This window comes from Vibrio neptunius, from assembly GCF_000967495.1.
In the GTDB taxonomy this organism is placed as follows: domain Bacteria; phylum Pseudomonadota; class Gammaproteobacteria; order Enterobacterales; family Vibrionaceae; genus Vibrio; species Vibrio neptunius.
The window spans coordinates 72,556-95,086 of record NZ_JXXU01000044.1; the positions used below are offsets into that span (position 1 = coordinate 72,556).

Consider the following 22,531-nt stretch of genomic DNA (forward strand, 5'->3'; position numbering starts at 1 on the left):
TTCCAATGTGATCCAGACTTTAAAACGATATTTATCAATAAAAATCCCATTCAAGATAGGATTTTATGAGACCTCTCTCACGGCAAGCGACGAGTCTTACCGATAGTATTCGCTGCACGACTTGCGCAGGCAGTACCTGATGCTAAGCAACCGAATCATGGTCCCTCTGACCTGTGGCCGTACAGAAAACGCCCTACACCAATAATGATTTCCTGGCGGCCACCTACTTCTCTATGTCTTGATTATCTTTCACTGCCAATCTCGGCGCTTGTAACACTAATGCCGTCAACGTCCTGACTTGCATCGCCAACTCATCGTTCCATTCAGGCCAGATTCGAGCAATGTAAGCGTTCGCACCTTCTCCGTGGCTAAGATAACCATCGTTAAATGTGTCTGCCATTTTCTTGAGTGACTTTTCTTCATCATCAACCCAATTACCACGGCTAAAACCCGCTTCTACACAAGCTAAAGCGGTATTCGGGAAGTACGTTAAAGGCGTTGTCATTCCCTGATAGAACAAACGAACCAACTCTCCCAGCGTCGAGTGAGCAACAGCTGCATTCTCAAGTGGCGGAAACGTTAGGTGCACCGCTCCTTCTTTGCGATCATAACCGACCATATGCGAGCAGAGCTGATGTCCCATCGCATTCAGAGCCAAATGATCGATCCAGACAGCAAGGTAATCCTGAGCACGAATTCGCCCACTGCGGAAACGAACTAAGCCCGATTGATAGCTTTGAGTTAACCAACCTGTCAGCTGAACAGGCTTTCCTTCTCCCAGCACATCAAAGGTCAGTTTCACTTCAATATCGTCGCTCGGTGAGACACATAACCAAGTGAGCTTTTCTACCAGCTCTTCAGCCTGCACTCGATTGGTTTCAAATTCTATATCACCAAATGCGCCTACTGGTAGCTTACCTTGAGCACGTTGATGGGCGATGAAGTCGTCAATAATGACTTGCTGATCCCCAGCTCCACTGAGATGGTGTTCAAGCAATAATTCCAACAGGCTATCGCGCATTTGGTAGCTTTCTAAGCCATTGAGAACGAATGGCTCATCATCTTCCATTACAGGTAACGGGGGCTCAAACACAACCTTAAGACGGCGATTAAAAAAATACTGCACAGGCAAACGCCAGAAGCGTTGTAACTCCACCAAATCCAGTTCAAGCGGATAGACTGCATCTAACAGGTAATCACTTAACTGACGATTGAATTGGCCACCGACTTGTCCTTGTCGATTCGCCGCAGGCAACCACTCTTTGGCGTAACTGGCATTATGTTCAACAAAAGCACTCGGGCTAAACGGCACCATAGAGTGAATGGCACTAATACTATTGAGCAGACGTTGACCGGATTCATCCACCGCTAACGCTTCGTCTCCTGCCAGACAATAGTTTTGTTGGCAATATTCCATCAACTCGGACACCAATACTGACGGTACGCGCTCAGTATTGTCCTGAATCGAGCGACCCACGTAGCTGATATAGAGCGTATGCTGCGCTGACAACAAGGCTTCCAAAAATAGATATCGATCATCATCCCGACGAGAGCGATCACCGGGTTTCGCACGCCCATTCATCAAATCAAACCCTTCTGGCGGCACGGTTCGCGGATAAATCCCGTCGTTCATTCCAAGCAGACAGACGGTACGAAATGGAATCGATCGCATTGGCATCAAGGTACAGAAGTTCACTTGGCCTGCTAAGAAACGCTGACTGACTCGGGTCCCGGAGAGTTTGTTGTGCAAATATTGAGAGACAATATCTGGTGTCAGATCCTGCTCATAAGATGCTTCTTGAAGTTGATCTTTTAAAGATGTCAGCGTGTCCCGAATCGATTTGAGCGCCACTTCACCTTCTAGATCAACGCTAAAAAAATCATCCAAGGCAAACGTCAAGGTTTCACGCCAGTATTCAATGGACTGAGTCTTGGCCAATTGACCGCGGTAATCGCTGACAGTTTCGATAAAATGAGATAATTTACCCGCCAATTCAGCGCCGATACCTTGAACCTGATTGTAAGGTGACAACAGACCATCTTCGGTTTCGAGTAACCCTGCTGATTCTGGCATAGCGTAACCCAGCAACATTCTCTGAATGCCAAATTGCCAAGTATTTTGCGACGTTTCAGGCAAATCAAATTCTTCGCCAGTGTGGTGATTAAGTCCCCAGCGAATGCCCGACTCTTCGACCCATTGCTTCGCTTGAATGAATTCATCTTCATTCAAACCAAATCGAGTCAGAATAGCGGGTGTTTCTAGCAACTCAAGTAATTCAGAAGCAAGACAACGAGTATTCGGTAAGTTCACTACCTGCATAAACGCATGCAAGATAGGGCTTTCCTGATCAGCCGTCCGGTCAGAGATAGAATAAGGAATAAATCGCTCCCCTGGCGCATTACCAAACACCGCCTGAATGGCCGGACTGTAGGCATTAATATCCGCCACCATAACAATGATATCGCGTGGTTTTAGACTTGGGTCAGAATCAAACATCGTCAGTAGTTGATCATGCAGCACTTCCACTTCGCGCATTGGGCTGTGGCAAGCATGTAAAGTGACCGAGCGATCGCGCTCATCAACCACTTGCTTGTGATAACTATCTTCGAGGGTATTATCATCCTGATGCTCTTCAAGATTGAGGATATCAGCCTGCAAATGGTGCAGCAAAGAGTCACGGTCAATATCAACGAAAGCTTCAATTTCATGAGATTCCAGTTGAGACAGTAAATACATGTTGTCTCTACCTAACTTGCCCATTGAAGCGAGTAAGCTGTTACCCACCACATTGGTGTGCAGTTCATCATCGAGGTTTTGTTCAACATCACCTTTGAGCTGCTGTGTTTCACCATCTAACTCAGAATGGTCTTGTTTCCATACCAGATGTTGTCGATGCCGAGCAGCCAAGCGCGCGAGGTATTTACGATCGCGTACCTCTCCCCAGTAATAGCGACAGGGGTTAGTAAACATCAGATGGACATCTATATGCTCACCGATGGCTCTAAGCGCATCCATATAACGAGGCGGTAGTGAAGTGATGCCAAACACAAACAGTCGTTTCGGCAAATGTTCAAAATTACCGCTGTAGTTTTCCAGCGTATCGATGAAGTGTTCGTATAGGTTGGCGCGATGATAGGGCGACTGCCCTAGTTCAATAGTGTGATCGTATAGTGCCTGCCACAAAATAGGCTGCCAACTATGCTCCTCACCAAGCTCTGCCACAACTTGGCCCGCTTCCCAAGCGGCGATCCATTCGGGTCGATAAACCAGATAACCATCGAAAATATCAGCAATTTTTTCGGCAAGCTGATAGAGCTTACTCTGATCCTCGTCATCGACTAGGTAGCGCTTAAGTGCCTCAAACTCTACTCGCTCAAGAAGACTGGGCAGAATAAACATTAACTTCCAGGTCATGGCTTCTTTGTTGAAAGCACTTCGCTGCGGCACATCAGGCAGCACCTGAGTGAACATATTCCAGATAAAAGTGGCAGGGAGCGGGAATTCAATATTTGCGGCAACACCAAACTCTTTCGCCAATTCCATTTTCAACCATTGCGACATACCCGGGCTCTGAACCAGAATTTGCTCTTGTTCGAATGGGTTTTCTAATGGGTTGAGCCGTACCAACTCGACGAGTAAAGATTTTAAAACGTCAACTTGGTTGGAATGGTAGACAGTAAACAAAATGCACTCACACTATTCTTGCCGCAATTGGATTGAGATTAGCATAAGTGCATAGCTTTCTTGAGAATTATACGCTTGTCAGTGCGTCAAAAGGCTACGCATTACGCACAATCACTTTATGAGGTTGATAGAAGCTGAAGTAACGCCATGCTACATAACCTACAACGCCAGTCGCCACTGTTAGCTCAAGACCCGCTAGCGTATGCACCTGCTCAACATAATGAACATCAATGCCTGCCTGCTGCATCCACCCTGCTAGCTTAAATAACGCAGTTGAGCCTATAACCATTGGGAAAGTAAACGCGGCATAACCAGGGCTAAATGGTAACCTCAGTAATCTGAAAAACGCGAGGTAGATAATCGCTGTCATCAATACACCAATGCCAAACAACAAACCAACAATCACAGGCGATGGTTGTACTGACACTGTCAGATAACCAGCCAGCGAAAGGCTAGCGGGTGCAGCCATAATGGCTAGTGTTGGTTTGGCGGCATCAGGTACCTGATGGGTAAACATAAAGCGATAAATCATCATTGGTAGCATCACAGCATACGCCAACATGCCGAAAATCAATGCACCATTGGCAATCAGGGCCAGGTCTGGATTTCCCGAAAATGAAACGTCTGCAACAATGATGCCCACAGGAGGTACAAACCAGCTTGGTACCATGTGATGTAGCTCAAACTCCTGAACTCGGTGGTAGATAAAGCTGGCGAGGAAGACAATATGCAGGCCGACCGCACCCAACCAAAGCACATCACCCATTACTGCGGAAAAATGGCCGAGTGAATTAGACACCACCATAGTTCCCATAGCGAATGTAGGGACGACACTACCAACAACAGGGTGCGCCAAGTCCTGATTCAGCAGATGTCTATGAAACAGAAATTTGACCGCCAGAACCACGAGTAACACACTAGCTATCGCAGCTCCCACTAACTGACCATAACCATTCAAAGGTGCAAAGTTCTCCCAGCACCAACCTAAACTGGCAATCCCTAGCGCTAATCCTGCCATAGGTGTCGGTGCACCCATCACTTTTGCTTTTGTCGCTTGAATCATCATTGCCTCACATTCTTTCTTCTACGGAGACAATATTACGCTTGCTAAACGTTCGAATATATCTAATTATTTAAAACACTCGTTCAGAATAGTTTAACGTTATTATTATGGCTGCCAATATCTCCCTTAAACAGTTGAAAGTGTTCATTGCCATTACTCAGCACGACACATTGACTGCCGCCTCGGAAGCACTGTTTTTATCCAAAGCTGCCGTCAGTATGGCGTTATCAGAACTTGAGAAACAGCTCGGTCATTCATTGTTTGATCGGGTCAATAATCGCCTTGTTCTCAATCAGGAGGGACAAAAGCTGCTGCCACTGGCAGATGAATTATTGCATCGCGCTCAGGATATCGACCAGCTGTTTGACGGTGACCAAACCCTAAGCGGGCTGCTCAGAATTGGCGCCAGTGATACGATAGGTAATCAAGTCGCCCCTTATATGCTCAGCCAATTTCGCCAACAGACAGGCCACAAATCGCAGAGCTTATTTATTTCAAACTCAGCTTTGATCTGCGAGAAACTGATCGACTATGAGCTGGATCTGGCATTAATTGAAGGCAAAACCTTACATCCTCAACTAATTTCCACTCAGTTTGGTCAAGATGAAATGTGTGTCATTTGCGCGCCAGATTCTCCCTTTGCTAAATCTCCTCAACTTCCAATCGGTGAGCTGGAAAACAGCGAATGGATTCTGCGTGAGCCCGGTTCTGGTTCACGGGAATTCTTCTTACGTGTGATTGCACCACGCCTTGAACACTGGCAAGAAGCATTTCAGCTCAACACCACTGAAGCACTGATTAATAGCGTTTCTGTTGGCCTCGGTCTTGGCTGTTTGTCGCGCTTGTCAGCGGAACCCGCGATTCGTAGTGGTCGAGTGGTCGAACTGACGTTACCGCTGGATATGAAAAGGCGCTTCTGGTTACTGGTGCACAAAGAAAAGTATCAAAGCCCGCTACTCAAATCCTTCATCGATTTCTGTCACAACTGGCAATAAAAAAAGGGCAGCCCCAATCACTAGGGCTGCCCTTCTAATCACTCAAACTAGAGAGATCAGACAGTGGATTCACTTGCTGGTTCAAGCACCAGCTTTTGTTCCTCTTGGTTCTGCTTCGCCGGGCTACGTTTTGCCAGTACGTAATAGAACAGTGGTGTAAGTAACAGGCCAAATACCGTGACACCAATCATGCCAGAGAACACTGCGATCCCCATGGCTTGTCGCATTTCAGCACCCGCACCGGTAGAGAACACCATAGGCACAACCCCCATAATAAAGGCGATCGATGTCATCAGAATCGGACGTAAACGCAGACGCGATGCCTCTAGAACCGCCTCCATGACAGTGCGACCTTTGTCCTGCAGTTCCTTGGCAAACTCAACGATCAGGATAGCGTTCTTGGTTGCCAGACCAACCAATACAATCAGACCAATCTGGGTAAAGATGTTGTTATCGCTGCCCCACATGATTACACCACTGATCGCCGACAATAGCGTCATCGGGATAATCAAAATAATCGCCATCGGTAAACGAACACTTTCATATTGAGCCGCCAACACCAGGAACACCAACAAGATCACCAGAGGATAAATCAGCGTGGCTGTATCACCAGCCAACTTCTGCTGGTAGGTTAGCTCTGTCCACTCATACGTCATGCCGATAGGTAAGGTCTCAGCAAGGATCTGCTCAATCGCAGCCTGTGCTTCACCTGAGCTAAAGCCAGGCATTGGGCTACCGTTGACTTCCGCGGTCGTATACGCGTTGTAATGCATCACACGATCTGGACCTGCGCTGTAGTTAACATCAACAAAAGCCCCCAAAGGAATCATATCGCCATCGGCATTGCGAACCTTAAGCTGACGGATTTGCTCTGGTGTCTGACGGAACTCTTCATCAGCTTGAACATTGACCTGATAAGTTCTGCCAAAACGGTTGATGTCATTCACATAGGTACTACCCATGTAGGATTGAAGTGTAGAGAACACATCGTTTAGAGACAGATCCTGCTTCAACGCCTTAGTACGATCGACATCCAGATCAAGCTGAGGCACATTGACTTGATAGCTTGAGAATACGCCCGTCAATGCTGGATGCGCCCAAGCTTTCATGATCACTTGTTGAGTGACACCATACAAGGCTTCATAGCCATGGTTTGCTCTGTCTTGAATTTGGAGACGGAAGCCACCAATGGTTCCCAGCCCCTGTACAGGCGGCGGTGGGAAAATAGCGATAAAGGCATCTGGAATCGAAGCGAACTTCTGGTTCAACTGCATCGCAATCGCGTTAGCACTTAAGCTTGGGTCTTGGCGTTCATCGAAGTCGGCCAATGGTGTAAACACAATGCCGCTATTCGGGCTATTGGTGAAACCATTGATGCTAAGCCCTGGGAAAGCCACAGAATGTTCAACACCCGGTTGCGCCAGTGCAATTTCCGACATTTCACGAATCACCGCTTCAGTTCGATCCAGTGATGCTGCATCTGGTAATTGTGCAAACGCCACCAGATATTGCTTATCCTGCCCCGGTACGTAGCCCGTAGGAGTCTGATCGAACTGATAAGCTGTCAAACCAAGCAAGCCAACATACATCAAGCAAATCAAGGCACCTAAGCGGATGGTCTTGGTCACCGCGTAGCCGTATACCATAGCACCACGATTAAATAGTTTATTGAACGGCGCAAAAATAAAGCGGCCGAACAATCTATCCATAGCGCGGGTTAACCAGTCTTTTGGCTGATCGTGACCACGTAGCAATAGCGCTGATAACGCAGGGCTTAAGGTCAGCGAGTTAATCGCTGAAATAAAGGTTGAGATAGTAATCGTCAACGCGAACTGTTTATAGAATTGCCCGGTTAGGCCAGACATAAACGCCGTCGGGATAAATACCGCCGCCAAGACTAAAGTCGTTGCAACGATTGGCCCTGTTACTTCTCGCATCGCTTTTTCAGTTGCGGCAATCGGTGCTAAACCTTCTTCAATGTTCCGCTCAACGTTTTCAACGACAACAATGGCGTCATCGACGACAATACCAATCGCTAATACCAGACCAAACAGGGACAAGGCATTGAGCGAGAACCCCATCAGATACATAAAGGCAAACGTACCAACCAGTGATACAGGCACTGCTACCAATGGGATGATAGAGGCGCGCCAAGTCTGCAAGAATAGAACGACAACCAGTACCACCAACAAGACAGCTTCAAGCAATGTCTGAACGACTGCTTCAATTGAGCCACGCACGAACACTGTTGGGTCATAAACGATCTCGTAACTCACCCCTTGTGGGAAGGTTTGCGACAACTCCTCCATCTTCGCTCGAACATCATCAGAAATCTGAATCGCGTTAGAACCAGAAGCTTGAAAAATAGGGATAGCGACCGCATCCTGATTATCCAGCATTGAGCGAAGAGAGTATGTCTCTGCGCCTAACTCAATACGTGCTACGTCTCGGAGTCGGTTAACCTGACCATCTTCACCCACTTTGATGATGATGTTTTCAAACTCTTCAACTTCGCTTAGACGACCTTTTACATTGATTAGTAGCTGGAAATCAGAATCACCACTTGGTTGTGCGCCTAAACTACCCGCTGCAGCTTGTTGGTTTTGCTCCTGAATCGCGGCAATCACTTCGCTTGGATTTATGTCTAGAGCAGCAACTTTGTTTGGATCCAGCCAGATACGCATGCTGTATTCACCGCCACCAAACAGTCGAACCGCACCAACACCTTCAATACGAGCCAACTCATCTTTGACATTCAGTGCTGCATAGTTCGCTAGGTATAGCAGGTCATAACGCTCATCAGGTGAAATTAGGTGAACCACCATCGTCAGATCCGGTGATGATTTTTCTGTCACCACACCTAAGCGCTGCACAGTTTCAGGCAGGCGAGGTAAAGCGCGATCTACTCGGCTTTGAACCAGTGTTTGTGCCTTATCTACATCGGTACCGATGGCAAAGGTCACAGTTAAAGTCATTACACCATCTGATGTCGCCTGCGAAGACATATACAGCATGTCTTCCACACCATTAATCTCTTCTTCGAGTGGTGAGGCAACGGTATCGGCAATAACTTTAGGGTTTGCTCCCGGGTAGGTCGCAGTAACGACAACGGTCGGCGGCACCACTTCCGGATACTCAGTGATAGGCAATTGCCACACTGAGATCGCACCGCCGATAAAAATCAGTATCGACAATACAGAAGCGAAGATCGGCCGACGTATGAAAAACTGAGAAAACATTGCAATGATTCCTTCTTAGTTCACTTGCAAAGTCAGAAGCTCATTGCGCTGCTGATCAAGTAGCGCCTGTTGCTGACGAATGCTCGCGAGAGTATTTTCATCCGCCATAGAGACTTCATTCGGCGTCACTGGCATATTGGCACGTACACGCTGTAGGCCATTGACGACAATCTTATCGCCCGCGTTCAAACCAGAAGCGATAATACGCAAGCCGTTTACACCTTCACCTAGTGAGATAGCGCGATACTGAACTACGTTGTCATCGCCAAGCACCAATACATACTTGTTATTCAGATCAGTGCCAATCGCTTTGTTATCGATCAGAACGCCCTGATAGCTCGCTGAGCCAGCAATACGTAACTTGGCAAACATACCCGGAAGTAAGTTTTGCTTTTCGTTATCAAACACGGCGCGGACTCGAATCGTACCCGTAGTTTCGTCAATCGCGTTATCAACAAAGTCGATATAACCAAGGTGCGGATAACCGCTGTCATTCGCTAGCGCCATCTGCACCACATTTTCCGCTTCACCGTTTGCAGGTAGAAGATTATTAAGCTGTTGATATTTAAGATAGCTACGTTCATCAACATCAAAATAGGCGTACATATGAGAAGTCGAAACTAAAGAGGTCAGCACAGTTTGACCGGTTGTCACATAGTTACCTTTGGTGATTTCAGCATTAGAAACTTTACCGTCGATAGGTGCGCGAACCAGAGTGAACTCCAGATCCAACTCGGCTTGAGCTAACGCAGCTTTTAATGCGGAAACACTGGCAATACTGCGCTGTTTATCTGCAAATCGGGCATCCACAGTTTCCTGAGAAATTGCTTTGGTTTTGCTAAGGCGTTGAGCACGCTCGTAATCTTTAATCGCCTGATTGAGGCTAGTTTGAGCACTGCTGAGCTCCGCTTTAAGGCGTGTCACTTCAGCCACGAACAAACGATTGTCAATAGAGAACAGTACATCACCCGCTTCAACCACACTGCCTTCTTGGAAGTGAACTTTATCGACATAACCCGAAACGCGAGGCATCACAGTAACTGTCTGAGGTGACTCCAGACGACCTGAGTACTCATCTAACTCGGTGACTTTTTCAATTAATACCTGAGCCACTTCAACCCCAGGTGGTGGTGGCGCTTTCGCCGCTGATTCTGCGTGCGAATCCTGACATCCCGACAGCACCAAAGGTGCTGCAATTGAGATTAGTAGAAGAGGATTTCTAAGGTGTTTACCTACCATCTCGCTATCCTTACCATTATTTTGTACCGATCGGTATAATAATCTCAGAATTTGAGTTAGATCAAGATAAATTTATAAAATGAATGATTACGGCATATAGACAACGTATGACAGCCGCATTACCATTTAAAGGAATTCAGGAATAAGTGACAGATAGATTTATGACAGGCGGAACTTCTGGCCGACCACGCTGTTTTGACCAAGAAACAGCGTTGGAAGAGGCATTAAAAGTTTTTTGGAATCAAGGGTATGAGGGGGCTTCACTCACAGACCTAACGAAGGCTATGGGGATTAATAAACCCAGCATGTATGCGACTTTCGGCAACAAAGAACAGCTCTTCCTGCAGGCCGTTGATATGTATAAGCGACGCGAAAGTGAGTTCTTCTATCAGGCGCTTGAACAGCAAAACATCCGCGACGTCATCACTGGAATTCTGTCTGGCTCAGCTCAAGCTCACTGCTGCAATGAAAAACCCAAAGGCTGCCTGATGATACAAGGCGCACTGGCTTGTAGCTCAGAAGCCAGCTCCATCAAGCAAACCCTAATGGCTCGTCGCAATGAGATGGGAGAAACTCTCCACCAAAGGTTTGAAAAAGCCCAACAAGAGGGTCAGTTACTCCAGGATGCTAACCCGAGAGTAATGAGCCACTACCTAGCGACTGTGCTGAATGGCTTATCTGTTCACTCGATGGATGATGTTTCAGAAGAAATGATCCATGCCGTTGCGAACATGGCGATGAACAATTTGCTTTCATGCTGCATTCAGCCAGACTGATCACTCTCCCAATCGCAGAAGAGATTACACCTCCTCTGCCCTTCACTTGTTTAGATAATCAACCAATTGCTTACACTATCAGCAAACGCATTGCCCAGCTCTCAGAGTTAAGCTAGCTATCTGGACTTAATTGGTGAAAAACTGTATAAACAGACAGTAATGAATTCCATTAATTTTGAATTAGAGGACCAACCATGGCTGTAATCGTCAAGTACGTGGTAGAACGCAACGGAGAAGAGAAAATGACTTTTACCTCTAAAGCGGAAGCTGACGCCTATGACAAAATGCTTGATATGGCTGATGAGCTTTTTGAGCTACTAGGTAAAAGTGAGTTGCTGGAAGATGAAGGCAAGCAAGAAGACTTGGCTATGTTTCTGGCGCAAAACAAAGAAGAAGTACTTTTTGCTCTTGGTGCTAAACGCAAACCTGCGCCAAAGAAAAAGACCATTGAGGCGGTTGAAGACGCTGAAGAAGATTCAGCTCAAGAAGACGCAGCGTAACAACACGCTCAACAGATGTATAAAACCTCAGCAATGGCTGAGGTTTTTTGTTTTAGGGGAAACAAATCACCTCACGTTTACCCTAATCCCTTGCTCCTCTCTGAGTTACTATTTCTATTATCTAGCCTTCATGAGAAAATTGAGATGAGTTATATTGTCGAAGTATGTATCGATAACATTGAATCCCTTCACCTTGCTATTGAAGGTGGTGCAGGCCGGATTGAACTTTGTTCATCACTGGCACTAGGTGGTCTCACACCAAGCTTTGGTTTGATGAAACAAGCAGGCAAACTCTCATCTGTGCCTGTGTATGCCATGATTCGTCCTCGTCAGGGCGACTTTCTCTACACCGAGCAAGAGATTGAAAGCATGCTGATTGATATCGAAGCGGCTGCCGATGCTGGTTTACAAGGTGTAGTTCTTGGCACCTTGAATGAGGATGGTCATATTGATATGAACGCCGCTCAACGTCTGGTCAATCAAGCCAAATCCCTCAAACTAGGCGTCACTTTCCATCGCGCGATTGACCAATGCGCCGATTATCAGAGATCTATTGCAGATATTGCGGAACTTGGCTGCGAACGTGTTCTTACATCGGGGCTTGCTAGTAATATCGATCAAGGCCTTGATGTTCTTCGACACATGGTGGAGCTTGCTGACGATCGCTTCTCAATTATGGCAGGTGCTGGCCTAAACGCGGAAAATGTCTACAAAATCGTTTCTGAATCTGCGGTTCAGGAAGTGCATTTATCGGGTAAATCCACACGGCCAAGCAAAATGAAGCTCATCGCGGAGCAAGCCAAAATGGGTAGTCAGAATATTGATGATTTTGTTGTTCCGGTTACTGATCCACAAGCGATTGAAAAGGTAGTAAAAGTTCTCACTTCTTCGTGATTCTACTCTCCCGTCTGAGTTTGAAATGCTAACCTTTTGATAGCAAAAGGAGAGTCTTATGAGCAAAAGCAAACTGGATAAAAAGTTTTACGAAAAGGAACTGGCTCGACTTCAAGTTGAATTGGTTAAGCTGCAAGAATGGGTCAAGCAAGAGGGCCTCAAAGTCGTTGTGCTCTTTGAAGGACGGGATGCAGCGGGTAAAGGCGGCGTCATCAAACGTATCACTGAGAAGCTCAACCCTCGTATCTGTCGCATTGCAGCCCTACCGACCCCAACCGAAAAAGAAAAGACCCAATGGTATTTCCAGCGCTACGTAGCGCATCTTCCCGCTGCTGGTGAAATGGTTTTATTTGACCGTAGCTGGTACAACCGTGCAGGCGTCGAAAAAGTCATGAACTTCTGTACCCAAGAACAGTATGACGAATTTCTGCGATCATGCCCCGAATTTGAACGTATGTTGCAGCGTTCTGGGATTATCTTACTCAAATATTGGTTTTCAGTTTCAGATGAAGAGCAGGAGAAGCGCTTCCTTGAACGGATTAACACACCGGTGAAGCGCTGGAAGTTCAGCCCAATGGACTTAGAATCTCGCAATCGCTGGGCAGAATATTCTGCAGCCAAAGACAAAATGTTTGCCTACACCGACACCAAGCAGTGTCCATGGTGGGTTGTACCCTCTGATGACAAAAAGCGCGCTCGGTTAAACTGTATTAGCCATCTACTTGAACAAATCGAGTATCAGGATATTACCTACCCAGAGATCGAGCTACCAGAGCTCAACAAAGAAGGTTATATTCGAGCTCCCATTGAAGAGCAAACCTTTGTTCGTGAAAAATACTGAAGCTGGTCACACTAGAAGAAACAGTATGGCGCTGCGGGTTTAGCGCAGCGCATCATCAATACTTTGTTCACCCAAGTGGCGAACATCTTTGCCTTTAACAAAGTAGATGATGTATTCGCAGATGTTTTGGCAGCGATCCCCTACTCGCTCAATTGCGCGTGCAGACCACATAACTTGGAGAATATGAGGAATATTCTTCGGGTCTTCCATCATATAAGTCATCAATTGACGGATAACGGCTTCATACTCCGCATCAATTTTATCATCCAGCTTGTACACTTCTGCAGCTGAATCGACATCCATTCGCGCAAACGCATCCAAAACCTGATGCAACATACCGATTGCTTGACGACAGAGTGGTTCAAGGGAAACCTGGAACATCTGCTCTTTTGATGACGGACTTTCAATCGCCACATAAGCCATTTTGGTTGCCACGTCCCCAATTCGCTCAAGATCGGTGATGGTCTTGATGATCGCCATGATCAAGCGTAAGTCTTTAGCCGTTGGCTGACGTTTGGCAATGATTCGCGTGCAAGCTTCATCGATAGAGACTTCCATCGCATTTACTTTATGATCGTCACGTACGACTTTACGCGCTAGCTCAATATCCTCTTTGTGCAGTGCCTGCATAGCAAAAGATAACTGCTGCTCAACCAGCCCTCCCATCGTCAGTACGTGGGTTCGGATGGATTCTAATTCGACATTAAACTGTCCTGATATGTGACGTCCAAAGTTCATGAAATATCGGTATCTCCCTTATTATCCGTATCTACCTGTGATGTAATCTTCCGTTTGTTTTTTCAATGGTGAAGTGAAAATTGAATCTGTATCTGAATACTCGATCAACTTACCCATATGAATAAACGCCGTATGATCGCTAACACGCGCTGCTTGTTGCATGTTATGAGTGACAATAACTACAGTATATTTGGTTTTAAGATCATTGATCAGTTCTTCAATGGTCAAAGTGGAAATTGGGTCTAGTGCCGAAGTAGGCTCGTCAAGAAGTAATACTTCAGGTTCAATCGCAATGGCACGAGCAATCACCAAACGCTGCTGCTGACCCCCAGATAAACCAAACGCATTCTCATGTAGCCTGTCTTTCACCTCTTCCCATAGCGCCGCGGCACGCAGAGAGCGCTCAACAGCATCATCGAGAACTCGACTGTTGCGAATACCCTGCAAACGTAAGCCATAAACCACATTTTCATATATCGATTTTGGAAATGGATTCGGGCGCTGAAACACCATCCCAACACGGCGGCGCAGTGTCGCCACATCAACCTGCGGGTGGTAAATGTTTTTGCTATGCAGTTTCACTTTCCCTTCCACGCGGCACCCTTCAACCAGATCGTTCATTCGGTTGATACAACGTAAAAGTGTCGACTTGCCACAACCCGAAGGACCTATGAATGCGGTCACCTGACCTTTAGGAATGCGCATAGAAATATCGCTCAGTGCCTGAGTATTCTGGTAAAACAGGTTCAGATCTTCGATTGCAATCGCAGTCTGTTCTTCACTCAGGTTGTTGACGTCTAATGGCGCTTGATAGCCCAATGTCTGATTAACTGAAAACATCTCTTAATCTTGCCCCAGAGTTCGATATTTCTCGCGTAGGTTATTGCGAATACTGATCGCCGTCAGGTTCAGCCCGACGATGACACTCACCAGCAAGAACGACGTCGCGTAAACCAACGGTCTTGCACTTTCAATATTAGTGGTTTGGAAGCCAACATCATAGATGTGGAAACCTAAATGCATGAATTTTCTATCCAGATGCAAAAATGGGAATTGGCTATCAACCGGCAAGCTAGACGCCAATTTTACCGCCCCCACCAGCATCAAAGGCGCTACCTCGCCAGCTGCACGGGCAACTGCGAGAACTAGTCCAGTAATGATCGCGGGGCTTGCCATTGGTAATACAATTCGCCACATCGTCTCAAACTGAGTGGCACCGAGCGCCAAAGAGCCATGACGGACGGAACTCGGGATGCGGGTCAAACCTTCTTCGGTAGCCACAATCACAACTGGAAGTGTCAGTACCGCCAGTGTCAGCGCTGACCAAAGCAGGCCCGGCGTACCAAATGTCGGCGTTGGCAACTTCTCAGCATAAAACAGAGAATCGATTGAACCACCTAAGGTATAGACAAAAAAGCCAAGACCAAACACACCATAAACAATTGAAGGGACACCAGCGAGGTTTATAACCGCGACACGAATCAAACGAGTAAAAGCATTATTTTTGGCGTATTCGTGGAGATAAATCGCAGCAATCACCCCCAGTGGCATAACGATAATCGACATGATCAGCACCAGCAGAACCGTACCGAACATGGCAGGAAAAACGCCACCTTCAGAGTTCGACTCTCTAGGATCATCGGATAAGAATTTCCATGCCTGATGTGCCCACTGGAACACTTTTTCAGCTACCGTCATTTGATTCGGATACCAGACATCCACGATCCGACTAAGTGGGATTCGGTACTGATTGCCCTTCATATCTTCGACAATCAGGCCTTGCTGAGCCAATGCTAATCTCAGTGCATCCAGCTGAGATTCCATTTCCGTGAGCTGCTGGCCAAGCATGCTCGATTGAGCGTCGTAACGTTTGATGAAATCAGCATCTAAGCGACCATTCAGCTCACGTCTTTTCTTCTCTAAACGCAACCTGTCAGCCTGAGCGCTGATCACTTTGATCTGCTTCTCCACCAAACGGTCAATTTTAGTACGTTGCTTATCGGCAAATACCAGCGCGCTTTCAACATCGGTTTTAGCCTGCTCGCTTACCTTGCCATCAGCAGTAAAATATCCTTTCGGTTGACCGTAAAAGTCCCCACCTCGAGTCCGTTCAATCACCGCCCAACCTTCAGGCTTTGAACGTTCAAGTAAATCGACCTCCAGAATAGAAACAAAATCAGCAGGGTAAATATCCCGATTGGCAATCTTAATACTCAGTCTTTGAACTAAGCCTTTCTCCTCGACTTCGGGAGTGAGTGCAATGTCCATTTCGCGTAAGTGGCTGATCGGCACATATTCTTCGGCATAAAGCTGACCAATCAAGACGTCACCCTGTTCAGTTTTCCACTGATAAAGGGGAGCAGGCCAGAAATAGGACAAACCTTTCCAACCGATAAGCAGCAGCAAACCAAGCACTGACAGCAAACTAATGCTGACTGCTCCGCCTGTTAGCCAGACCCACGGTGAACCGGACTTTAGCCACTTAAACACGAACAATGCCCCTCAGATAACTTCGATTACAGCGCACGATATTTATCCCTTAACCTTTGACGAACCCATTCCGCGAGCGAGTTAACCGCGAAAGTAAACACCAGCAAAATCAGCGCCGCCAAAAACAGAATGCGATAATGAGAGCTGCCCACTTCAGACTCAGGCATTTCAACGGCAATGGTGGCAGACAGGGTGCGCATACCTTCTAAAATATTCCAATCCATGATTGGCGTATTACCTGTAGCCATCAGCACAATCATGGTCTCGCCGACGGCACGCCCCAGCCCCATCATGATGGCAGAAAAGATGCCTGGACTTGCGGTGAGTAACACAACATGAACCAGGGTTTGCCACGGCGTAGCACCTAACGCCAGAGAACCATCTGATAGATGTTTTGGCACCGAGAAAATCGCATCTTCTGCGATGGTAAAAATTGTGGGGATAACGGCAAAGCCCATCGCAAAACCGACCACCAGTGCGTTACGTTGGTCAAAACCAATTCCCTGCTCGGCAAGATACGCACAGACATCGCCATTAAATAACCACTGTTCGATATTGGCACTCTGGCCCAAAATCACGACAGTAAACAACACCATCGCTGGCATAAGAATCAACGCATGCAAACCATTGGGGAATCGACAGCTCCATGTACGTGGTAGCTTGTGCCAAATCGCCCCGATGGCAACGGTTGAAATGGGTAAGAACAACATCAACGACACCACAGCCGCTAGGTGGCTCTCTACAATCGGCGCAAACCATAGCCCGGCTAAAAAACCAATGATCACGGTTGGCAGCGCTTCCATCAGTTCAATCGAAGGTTTTACCACGCGGCGCATAGATGGCGTCATAAAGTAGGCCGTGTAGATGGCGCCTAATACGGCAATCGGCACAGCAAACATCATGGCAAATGTCGCTGCTTTTAACGTACCAAATGCGATGGGTACAAGGCTGAATTTGGCTTCAAACTCATCGTTAGCCGATGTAGTTTGCCAAACAAATTCCGGCTCTGGATAACTTTCATACCAGACTTTCTGCCATAGTGAAGATAATGAGATTTCAGGGAATGGATTATCAACGTAAGCCACATTGAGCTGCGAGTCGGATAGGGTTAGCAGGTGCTTTTCATTGTTAGACATTGCCGCCAGTTGCGGCGCTTTATCGTAAGCTCGTTTAAAGATCACCAGTTTTTCGCTGGTGGTGTAATGGCTTTGGACCGTACCATTGATGTAAAAGCTGTAAAAACCCTTGCGATACGTATCAGGCAGCAAGAATTGCAGCTGCGACGCCAGTTTAAAATCGCGAATTTGAGTGAGGTTTCTTTGCCCATCACTCAACACATCAAACCATTGAGAGACTAACCCATCCTGATGACTGACCAACAAAGAATATGCGCCAGACAGCAGCTTAATATCCGTCACCGCGTGTTTGTTCTCGCCCTGACTCAAATCAACCACTTCACGTACTACAAAGCTTTCAATGCCTTTTTTGGCAATCACCACTTCAGAACCGACTCTTAGATAAAGCGTGTTGCCATCAGGCGTGAGAAGCAACTGGTCGAGATCGACAAATGGCTTAGGAAACTCGAAGTTCTGAATGTGCTGATTAGCATCACGCCAACGAATTCGAACGCGGTTATCTTGGTAATAACCGGCTAAGGTGACGTTGCTATCCACAGCAAAAGCAAACGACTTTAGCGCCGAGCCTGACTCTGTCTGCAAATCAAAATCGAGAGAAAAACTATCCACTTCTGGAGAAAATATACGCTGCTCGCCTTGCAGAAGACTGGTCATCTCAGGCCGATATAACAACACTTGCCCGTTAGCCGCTGCCGCACCTAACCAGCCCTGAGCTGGGTTAGCCGAGCTGTACAGTGAGTACTCAGTACCTAGTTCAACCGATAAACTAGGCTGTTGTGACAAGGTCGTCAGCGACCAAAAATCAACATAGCCGGCCTTAGATACCACATAGGCATGCTGGCCATAATCATCAATTCCAGCCGCCACTGGCGCTTTAGTGGTAATCGATTGGATAGCAACATTTGGAGTGAATTTTGCGTTAGAAAAAAGAGGCAGGACCATCATTGCCAGATAAACGAAGATCAAAACCAGCGCAGCCAAAACACCGACACCGCCTGCCGATACCGCTAGCCGAACTAAACGATCTTTGATTAATCGCTTTCGATCACGTTCTCGCAATGAAAATTCGGCTTTGGCCATTTCTCTCACTTACCTGCATTTGCCCATGGGTATAATATTTCGATTAGGTGACAATTATATTACAGATCGCAATAAACAACTGAAAATAATGCAATAAGATCGTGCAATAAAAGTGTCATATAAACCCCTTAATTTCTAATCCAGTTTTATTTTTACCACCTAAATTTGGTTAGACTCGTCAGTAAAGGTCAGGTTATGAGTGCAGAAAAGCTTTACATTGAAAAAGAATTGAGTTGGTTATCTTTCAATGAACGAGTGCTCCAAGAAGCCGCAGATAAAACGGTGCCACTCATCGAAAGAATTCGATTTTTAGGTATATTTTCCAATAACTTAGATGAGTTTTACAAAGTCCGATTTGCTGATGTCAAACGGCGAATCCTAATCAATCAGGAGCGTGGTGGTAACGACAACTCCAAACACTTGCTGACTAAAATGCAGACTAAGGCTCTCAAACTCAACGAACGCTTCGATGAGTTGTACGCTGAGCTAATCCGCGACATGGCACGCCGACGCATCTTCCTCGTCAATGAAACTCAACTCAACGAGTCGCAAGAAAAGTGGGTCAAAAAATACTTCCGTAATCAGGTACTCCCACATATCACCCCTCTTCTAATGCGAGACGATATTGATGTCCTGCAGTTTCTCAAAGATGAGTACGCTTACATCGCGGTTGAACTGCGTAAAGAAGAGCAAAATCAGTATGCGTTGATCGAGATCCCAACTGATCACCTGCCCCGCTTTGTGATGGTACCCGAGCAGAAAGGCAAACGACGCAAAACCATTATCTTGCTCGACAACATAATTCGTTATTGCCTTGATGAGCTGTTTAGCGGCTTTTTTGATTATGAAGAGCTGAACGGTTACGCAATGAAAATGACTCGCGACGCAGAATATGATCTTAGCCATGAGGTGGAACATAGCCTGCTCGAACAAATGTCAGAAGGGGTAAGTCAGCGTCTGACGGCAATGCCAGTCCGCTTCGTTTATGAACGTGATATGCCGGAAGAAATGTTGGAGTTTCTGTGCCATAAACTGCAAATATCCAACTACGACAGTTTGATCCCCGGTGGGCGTTACCACAATTTCAAAGACTTCATCGGCTTTCCCAATGTCGGACGCGAGTATTTAGAAAACAAGCCATTGCCACCGATGAAATGTGCAGATTTCGACGGCTATGCCAACAAATTTGATGCGATCAAGAATCAGGACATTCTACTTTACTACCCGTACCACAGCTTTGAGCATATTTCTGAGTTAGTCCGCCAAGCTTCGTTCGACCCTAGGGTGCTCAGCGTTAAGATCAATATTTACCGAGTTGCCAAAGACTCTCGTTTAATGAACTCATTGATCGATGCAGTACACAATGGCAAGCAGGTCACGGTTGTTGTAGAACTGCAAGCTCGATTCGACGAAGAAACCAATATCGAATGGTCAAAGGTCCTGACCGAAGCAGGCGTGCAAGTCATTTTTGGCGCACCGGGTCTGAAAATCCATGCTAAGCTGCTACTCATTAGCCGTCGAGAAAACGATGAGATCGTACGCTACGCCCATATCGGAACTGGTAACTTTCATGAAAAAACGGCCCGCATTTATACCGATTTTTCTCTACTCACTGCAGATCCGGAAATCACCAATGAAGTACGCAATGTCTTCGGATATATCGAAAATCCATACCGCCCAGTGAAGTTTGAACACCTGATTGTTTCACCACGTAACTCACGCCAACAACTGTATCGTTTGATCGACAGTGAAATCGCCAATGCTAAAGCTGGTAGAAAGGCCGCCATTACCCTGAAAGTGAATAACATAGTCGACAAAGGGCTGATTAATAAGCTCTACGGTGCCAGCGCTTCTGGAGTAGATATCAAGATGATCATCCGCGGGATGTGTTCATTGGTCCCTGGAGTCGAAGGAGTGAGTGAAAATATCAAGATCATCAGCATCGTTGATCGTTTTCTTGAGCACCCGCGGGTCATCATCACCCACAATGACGGCGATCAACAAGTTTACATTTCCTCTGCTGACTGGATGACGCGCAATATCGACTACCGCATCGAAGTTGCTGCTCCAGTACGTGATCAACGTCTTAAACAGCGAATTATTGATATCATTAACATCCACTTTACGGATACAGTAAAGGCCCGCTGGATAGACAAAGAAATGAGCAATACCTATGTTCCAAGAGGTAACCGTAAGAAAGTTCGCTCGCAGATTGCCATTTACGACTATCTTAAAAATGTAGAAAAACAAACAAAGAAACGTAAACAACACTCCCTTACTGATGACTCAATCTCTGGAAATTCGTGATGTTGCGGCGATTGACCTTGGCTCTAACAGCTTCCACATGGTGGTGGCTCGTGTCGTAGACCAAGATCTGCAACTGGTCAGCCGACATAAGCAGCGAGTCCGTCTCGCTGCTGGCTTAGATGCTCAAAAAAATCTAGATAATGCTTCGATTGAGCGAGGCCTTGAATGCCTTGCTATGTTTGCGGAACGCCTGCAAGGCTTTGAGGAATGCAATGTACGTATTGCGGCTACACATACTCTTCGCCAAGCCAACAATGCCCACATTTTCCTCCAACGAGCGAGAGAAGTACTGCCATTTCCTATTGAAATCATCCCCAGTGTCGAAGAAGCACGTTTAATCTATCTTGGGGTTGCACACACCCAGCCAGAGTCAGATTCAAAACTTGTGGTTGATATTGGTGGCGGCAGTACTGAGATGATCATTGGCAAGGGGTTTGACCCAGCGCTGATCAACAGTAAACAAATGGGTTGCGTCAGCTATACAAAGCTTTACTTCGCTAACGGCAAGCTCTCGCGCAAGAATTTTGCTAAAGCAATACTCGCAGCTGAACAAAGATTAGAATCCATTGCTCATCGTTACTGTAAGAAAGGTTGGGAGATTGCGTTTGGCTCGTCAGGTACAATTAAAGCGATTCGAGAAGTCTTAATTGGTATGGGCTTTGAGGATGGCATTATTCACGCTAAGCGTCTCGATAAGTTAGTCGAAAAGCTATGCGAATGGCCCTCGATTGAGGATATTGAACTCAGTGGGTTAACCCCCGATAGAAAGCCTGTTTTTGCCGCCGGCGTGGCCATTCTTATCGCGATCTTTAAAGCCCTCAAAATTGACGAAATGCACTTTTCAGAAGGCGCGTTACGTGAAGGTTTGCTGTTCGAAATGGAAGATGGCTTTAAACGCTCAGATATCCGGATGAGAACCACGGAAAACCTAGCCAGCAAGCATTTAGTTGATCTTGATCATGCGGCAAAAATTAAACATCAAGCGCAATCTTTCCTGCAACAGGTGCATCAGGATCTCGGTATCAAAAAGAGCTCAGAGCTGTTTGACTTGCTCGACTGGAGCGCGCTGCTTCATGAGGTCGGTCTCAGCATCAGTTTACAAGCCTTCCACCGTCATTCTGCTTATATTCTTCGCCACACCTACATGCCAGGGTTTAACCGCGAACAACAAACGGTGCTGGCCATGCTAGTCCGCTTCCAGCGTAAGGCACTTAAACTACATGAAATGGAAGAGTTCACGCTCTTTAAGAAAAAACACATCATTGGTGTAATTCGTATCTTGCGCCTCGCTATCTTACTCAACGGCCAACGTAACGAAGACGCTTTGCCAAAACTGATGTTGAGCATAGACGGCGATAGATGGATATTGAGTTCAGAAGATAACGAGTGGCTAGAGCACAACAAACTGCTGCACGCTGATTTGATGACGGAACAAGAATACTGGAACAACGCTGGTTGGGCGCTGAGTTTTTAGTTTTATAGCCTGTGGTGCTCGATAGATGTTGGTAGTGTTATCAGGTCACCTCGAGCAAGTTTTATACACGCACG

15 protein-coding genes are annotated in these 22,531 nt (G+C 46.5%); 7 read left to right on the forward strand and 8 right to left on the reverse strand.

Annotation, left to right across the window (positions count from 1 at the left end):
* Positions 1-223: 223 nt before the first annotated feature.
* The gene (gene recC / locus TW84_RS15575) at positions 224-3,685 is read right to left on the reverse strand and encodes an exodeoxyribonuclease V subunit gamma (RefSeq protein WP_045976557.1); all 3,462 of its coding nucleotides are present in this window, start codon (positions 3,683-3,685) and stop codon (positions 224-226) included.
* A 94-nt stretch (positions 3,686-3,779) separates the two neighbouring features.
* The gene (locus TW84_RS15580) at positions 3,780-4,748 is read right to left on the reverse strand and encodes a TDT family transporter (RefSeq protein WP_045976621.1); all 969 of its coding nucleotides are present in this window, start codon (positions 4,746-4,748) and stop codon (positions 3,780-3,782) included.
* A 107-nt stretch (positions 4,749-4,855) separates the two neighbouring features.
* Between TW84_RS15580 and TW84_RS15585 the strand changes: the two genes are divergently transcribed.
* The gene (locus TW84_RS15585) at positions 4,856-5,743 is read left to right on the forward strand and encodes a LysR substrate-binding domain-containing protein (RefSeq protein WP_045976558.1); all 888 of its coding nucleotides are present in this window, start codon (positions 4,856-4,858) and stop codon (positions 5,741-5,743) included.
* 56 nt (positions 5,744-5,799) lie between these two features.
* Here TW84_RS15585 and TW84_RS15590 read toward each other — a convergent pair whose 3' ends face one another.
* Together TW84_RS15590 and TW84_RS15595 are read right to left on the reverse strand one after the other, a co-directional pair.
* Positions 5,800-8,982 (reverse strand): efflux RND transporter permease subunit, encoded by a 3,183-nt coding sequence (locus tag TW84_RS15590; RefSeq protein WP_045976559.1) that lies wholly within the window; start codon positions 8,980-8,982, stop codon positions 5,800-5,802.
* A gap of 15 nt (positions 8,983-8,997) precedes the next feature.
* The gene (locus TW84_RS15595; RefSeq protein WP_045976560.1) at positions 8,998-10,221 is read right to left on the reverse strand and encodes an efflux RND transporter periplasmic adaptor subunit; all 1,224 of its coding nucleotides are present in this window, start codon (positions 10,219-10,221) and stop codon (positions 8,998-9,000) included.
* A gap of 146 nt (positions 10,222-10,367) precedes the next feature.
* Here TW84_RS15595 and TW84_RS15600 point away from each other — a divergent pair, with 146 nt between their 5' ends.
* The 4 genes from TW84_RS15600 (at position 10,368) to ppk2 (ending at position 13,232) form a co-directional block, all read left to right on the forward strand.
* Positions 10,368-10,997: a TetR/AcrR family transcriptional regulator gene (locus TW84_RS15600; protein WP_240478189.1), complete on the forward strand. Its 630-nt coding sequence runs from the start codon at positions 10,368-10,370 to the stop codon at positions 10,995-10,997.
* 194 nt (positions 10,998-11,191) lie between these two features.
* A complete protein-coding gene (locus TW84_RS15605; protein ID WP_045976562.1) occupies positions 11,192-11,497 on the forward strand; it encodes a YebG family protein in 306 nt (101 codons plus the stop codon).
* A 144-nt stretch (positions 11,498-11,641) separates the two neighbouring features.
* Positions 11,642-12,391 carry a copper homeostasis protein CutC gene (locus TW84_RS15610; RefSeq protein WP_045976563.1) on the forward strand — a complete coding sequence of 250 codons (750 nt, stop codon included), beginning with the start codon at positions 11,642-11,644 and terminating at the stop codon, positions 12,389-12,391.
* A gap of 58 nt (positions 12,392-12,449) precedes the next feature.
* On the forward strand, positions 12,450-13,232 hold the full coding sequence (gene ppk2 / locus TW84_RS15615; protein ID WP_045976564.1) for a polyphosphate kinase 2: 783 nt from the start codon (positions 12,450-12,452) through the stop codon (positions 13,230-13,232).
* Between the two features lie 39 nt (positions 13,233-13,271).
* Here the strand turns inward: ppk2 and phoU are convergent, their stop codons facing one another.
* The 4 genes from phoU to TW84_RS15635 are packed head-to-tail and all read right to left on the reverse strand — an operon-like array spanning position 13,272 to position 18,676.
* Complete coding sequence (phoU, locus tag TW84_RS15620; protein WP_045976565.1) at positions 13,272-13,970, reverse strand: phosphate signaling complex protein PhoU; 699 nt, start codon at positions 13,968-13,970, stop codon at positions 13,272-13,274.
* A 21-nt stretch (positions 13,971-13,991) separates the two neighbouring features.
* Positions 13,992-14,810: a phosphate ABC transporter ATP-binding protein PstB gene (gene pstB, locus TW84_RS15625; RefSeq protein ID WP_019274140.1), complete on the reverse strand. Its 819-nt coding sequence runs from the start codon at positions 14,808-14,810 to the stop codon at positions 13,992-13,994.
* A 3-nt stretch (positions 14,811-14,813) separates the two neighbouring features.
* Positions 14,814-16,460 carry a phosphate ABC transporter permease PstA gene (gene pstA / locus TW84_RS15630; RefSeq protein ID WP_045976566.1) on the reverse strand — a complete coding sequence of 549 codons (1,647 nt, stop codon included), beginning with the start codon at positions 16,458-16,460 and terminating at the stop codon, positions 14,814-14,816.
* A 26-nt stretch (positions 16,461-16,486) separates the two neighbouring features.
* A complete protein-coding gene (locus tag TW84_RS15635; RefSeq protein ID WP_045976567.1) occupies positions 16,487-18,676 on the reverse strand; it encodes an ABC transporter permease subunit in 2,190 nt (729 codons plus the stop codon).
* A 195-nt stretch (positions 18,677-18,871) separates the two neighbouring features.
* Here TW84_RS15635 and ppk1 point away from each other — a divergent pair, with 195 nt between their 5' ends.
* Both ppk1 and ppx read left to right on the forward strand, forming a co-directional pair.
* Positions 18,872-20,983 carry a polyphosphate kinase 1 gene (ppk1, locus tag TW84_RS15640; protein ID WP_045976568.1) on the forward strand — a complete coding sequence of 704 codons (2,112 nt, stop codon included), beginning with the start codon at positions 18,872-18,874 and terminating at the stop codon, positions 20,981-20,983.
* Positions 20,958-22,457 (forward strand): exopolyphosphatase, encoded by a 1,500-nt coding sequence (ppx, locus tag TW84_RS15645; RefSeq protein ID WP_045976569.1) that lies wholly within the window; start codon positions 20,958-20,960, stop codon positions 22,455-22,457. The genes ppk1 and ppx overlap by 26 nt, the downstream gene beginning before the upstream one ends.
* The last annotated feature ends 74 nt before the right edge of the window (positions 22,458-22,531 follow it).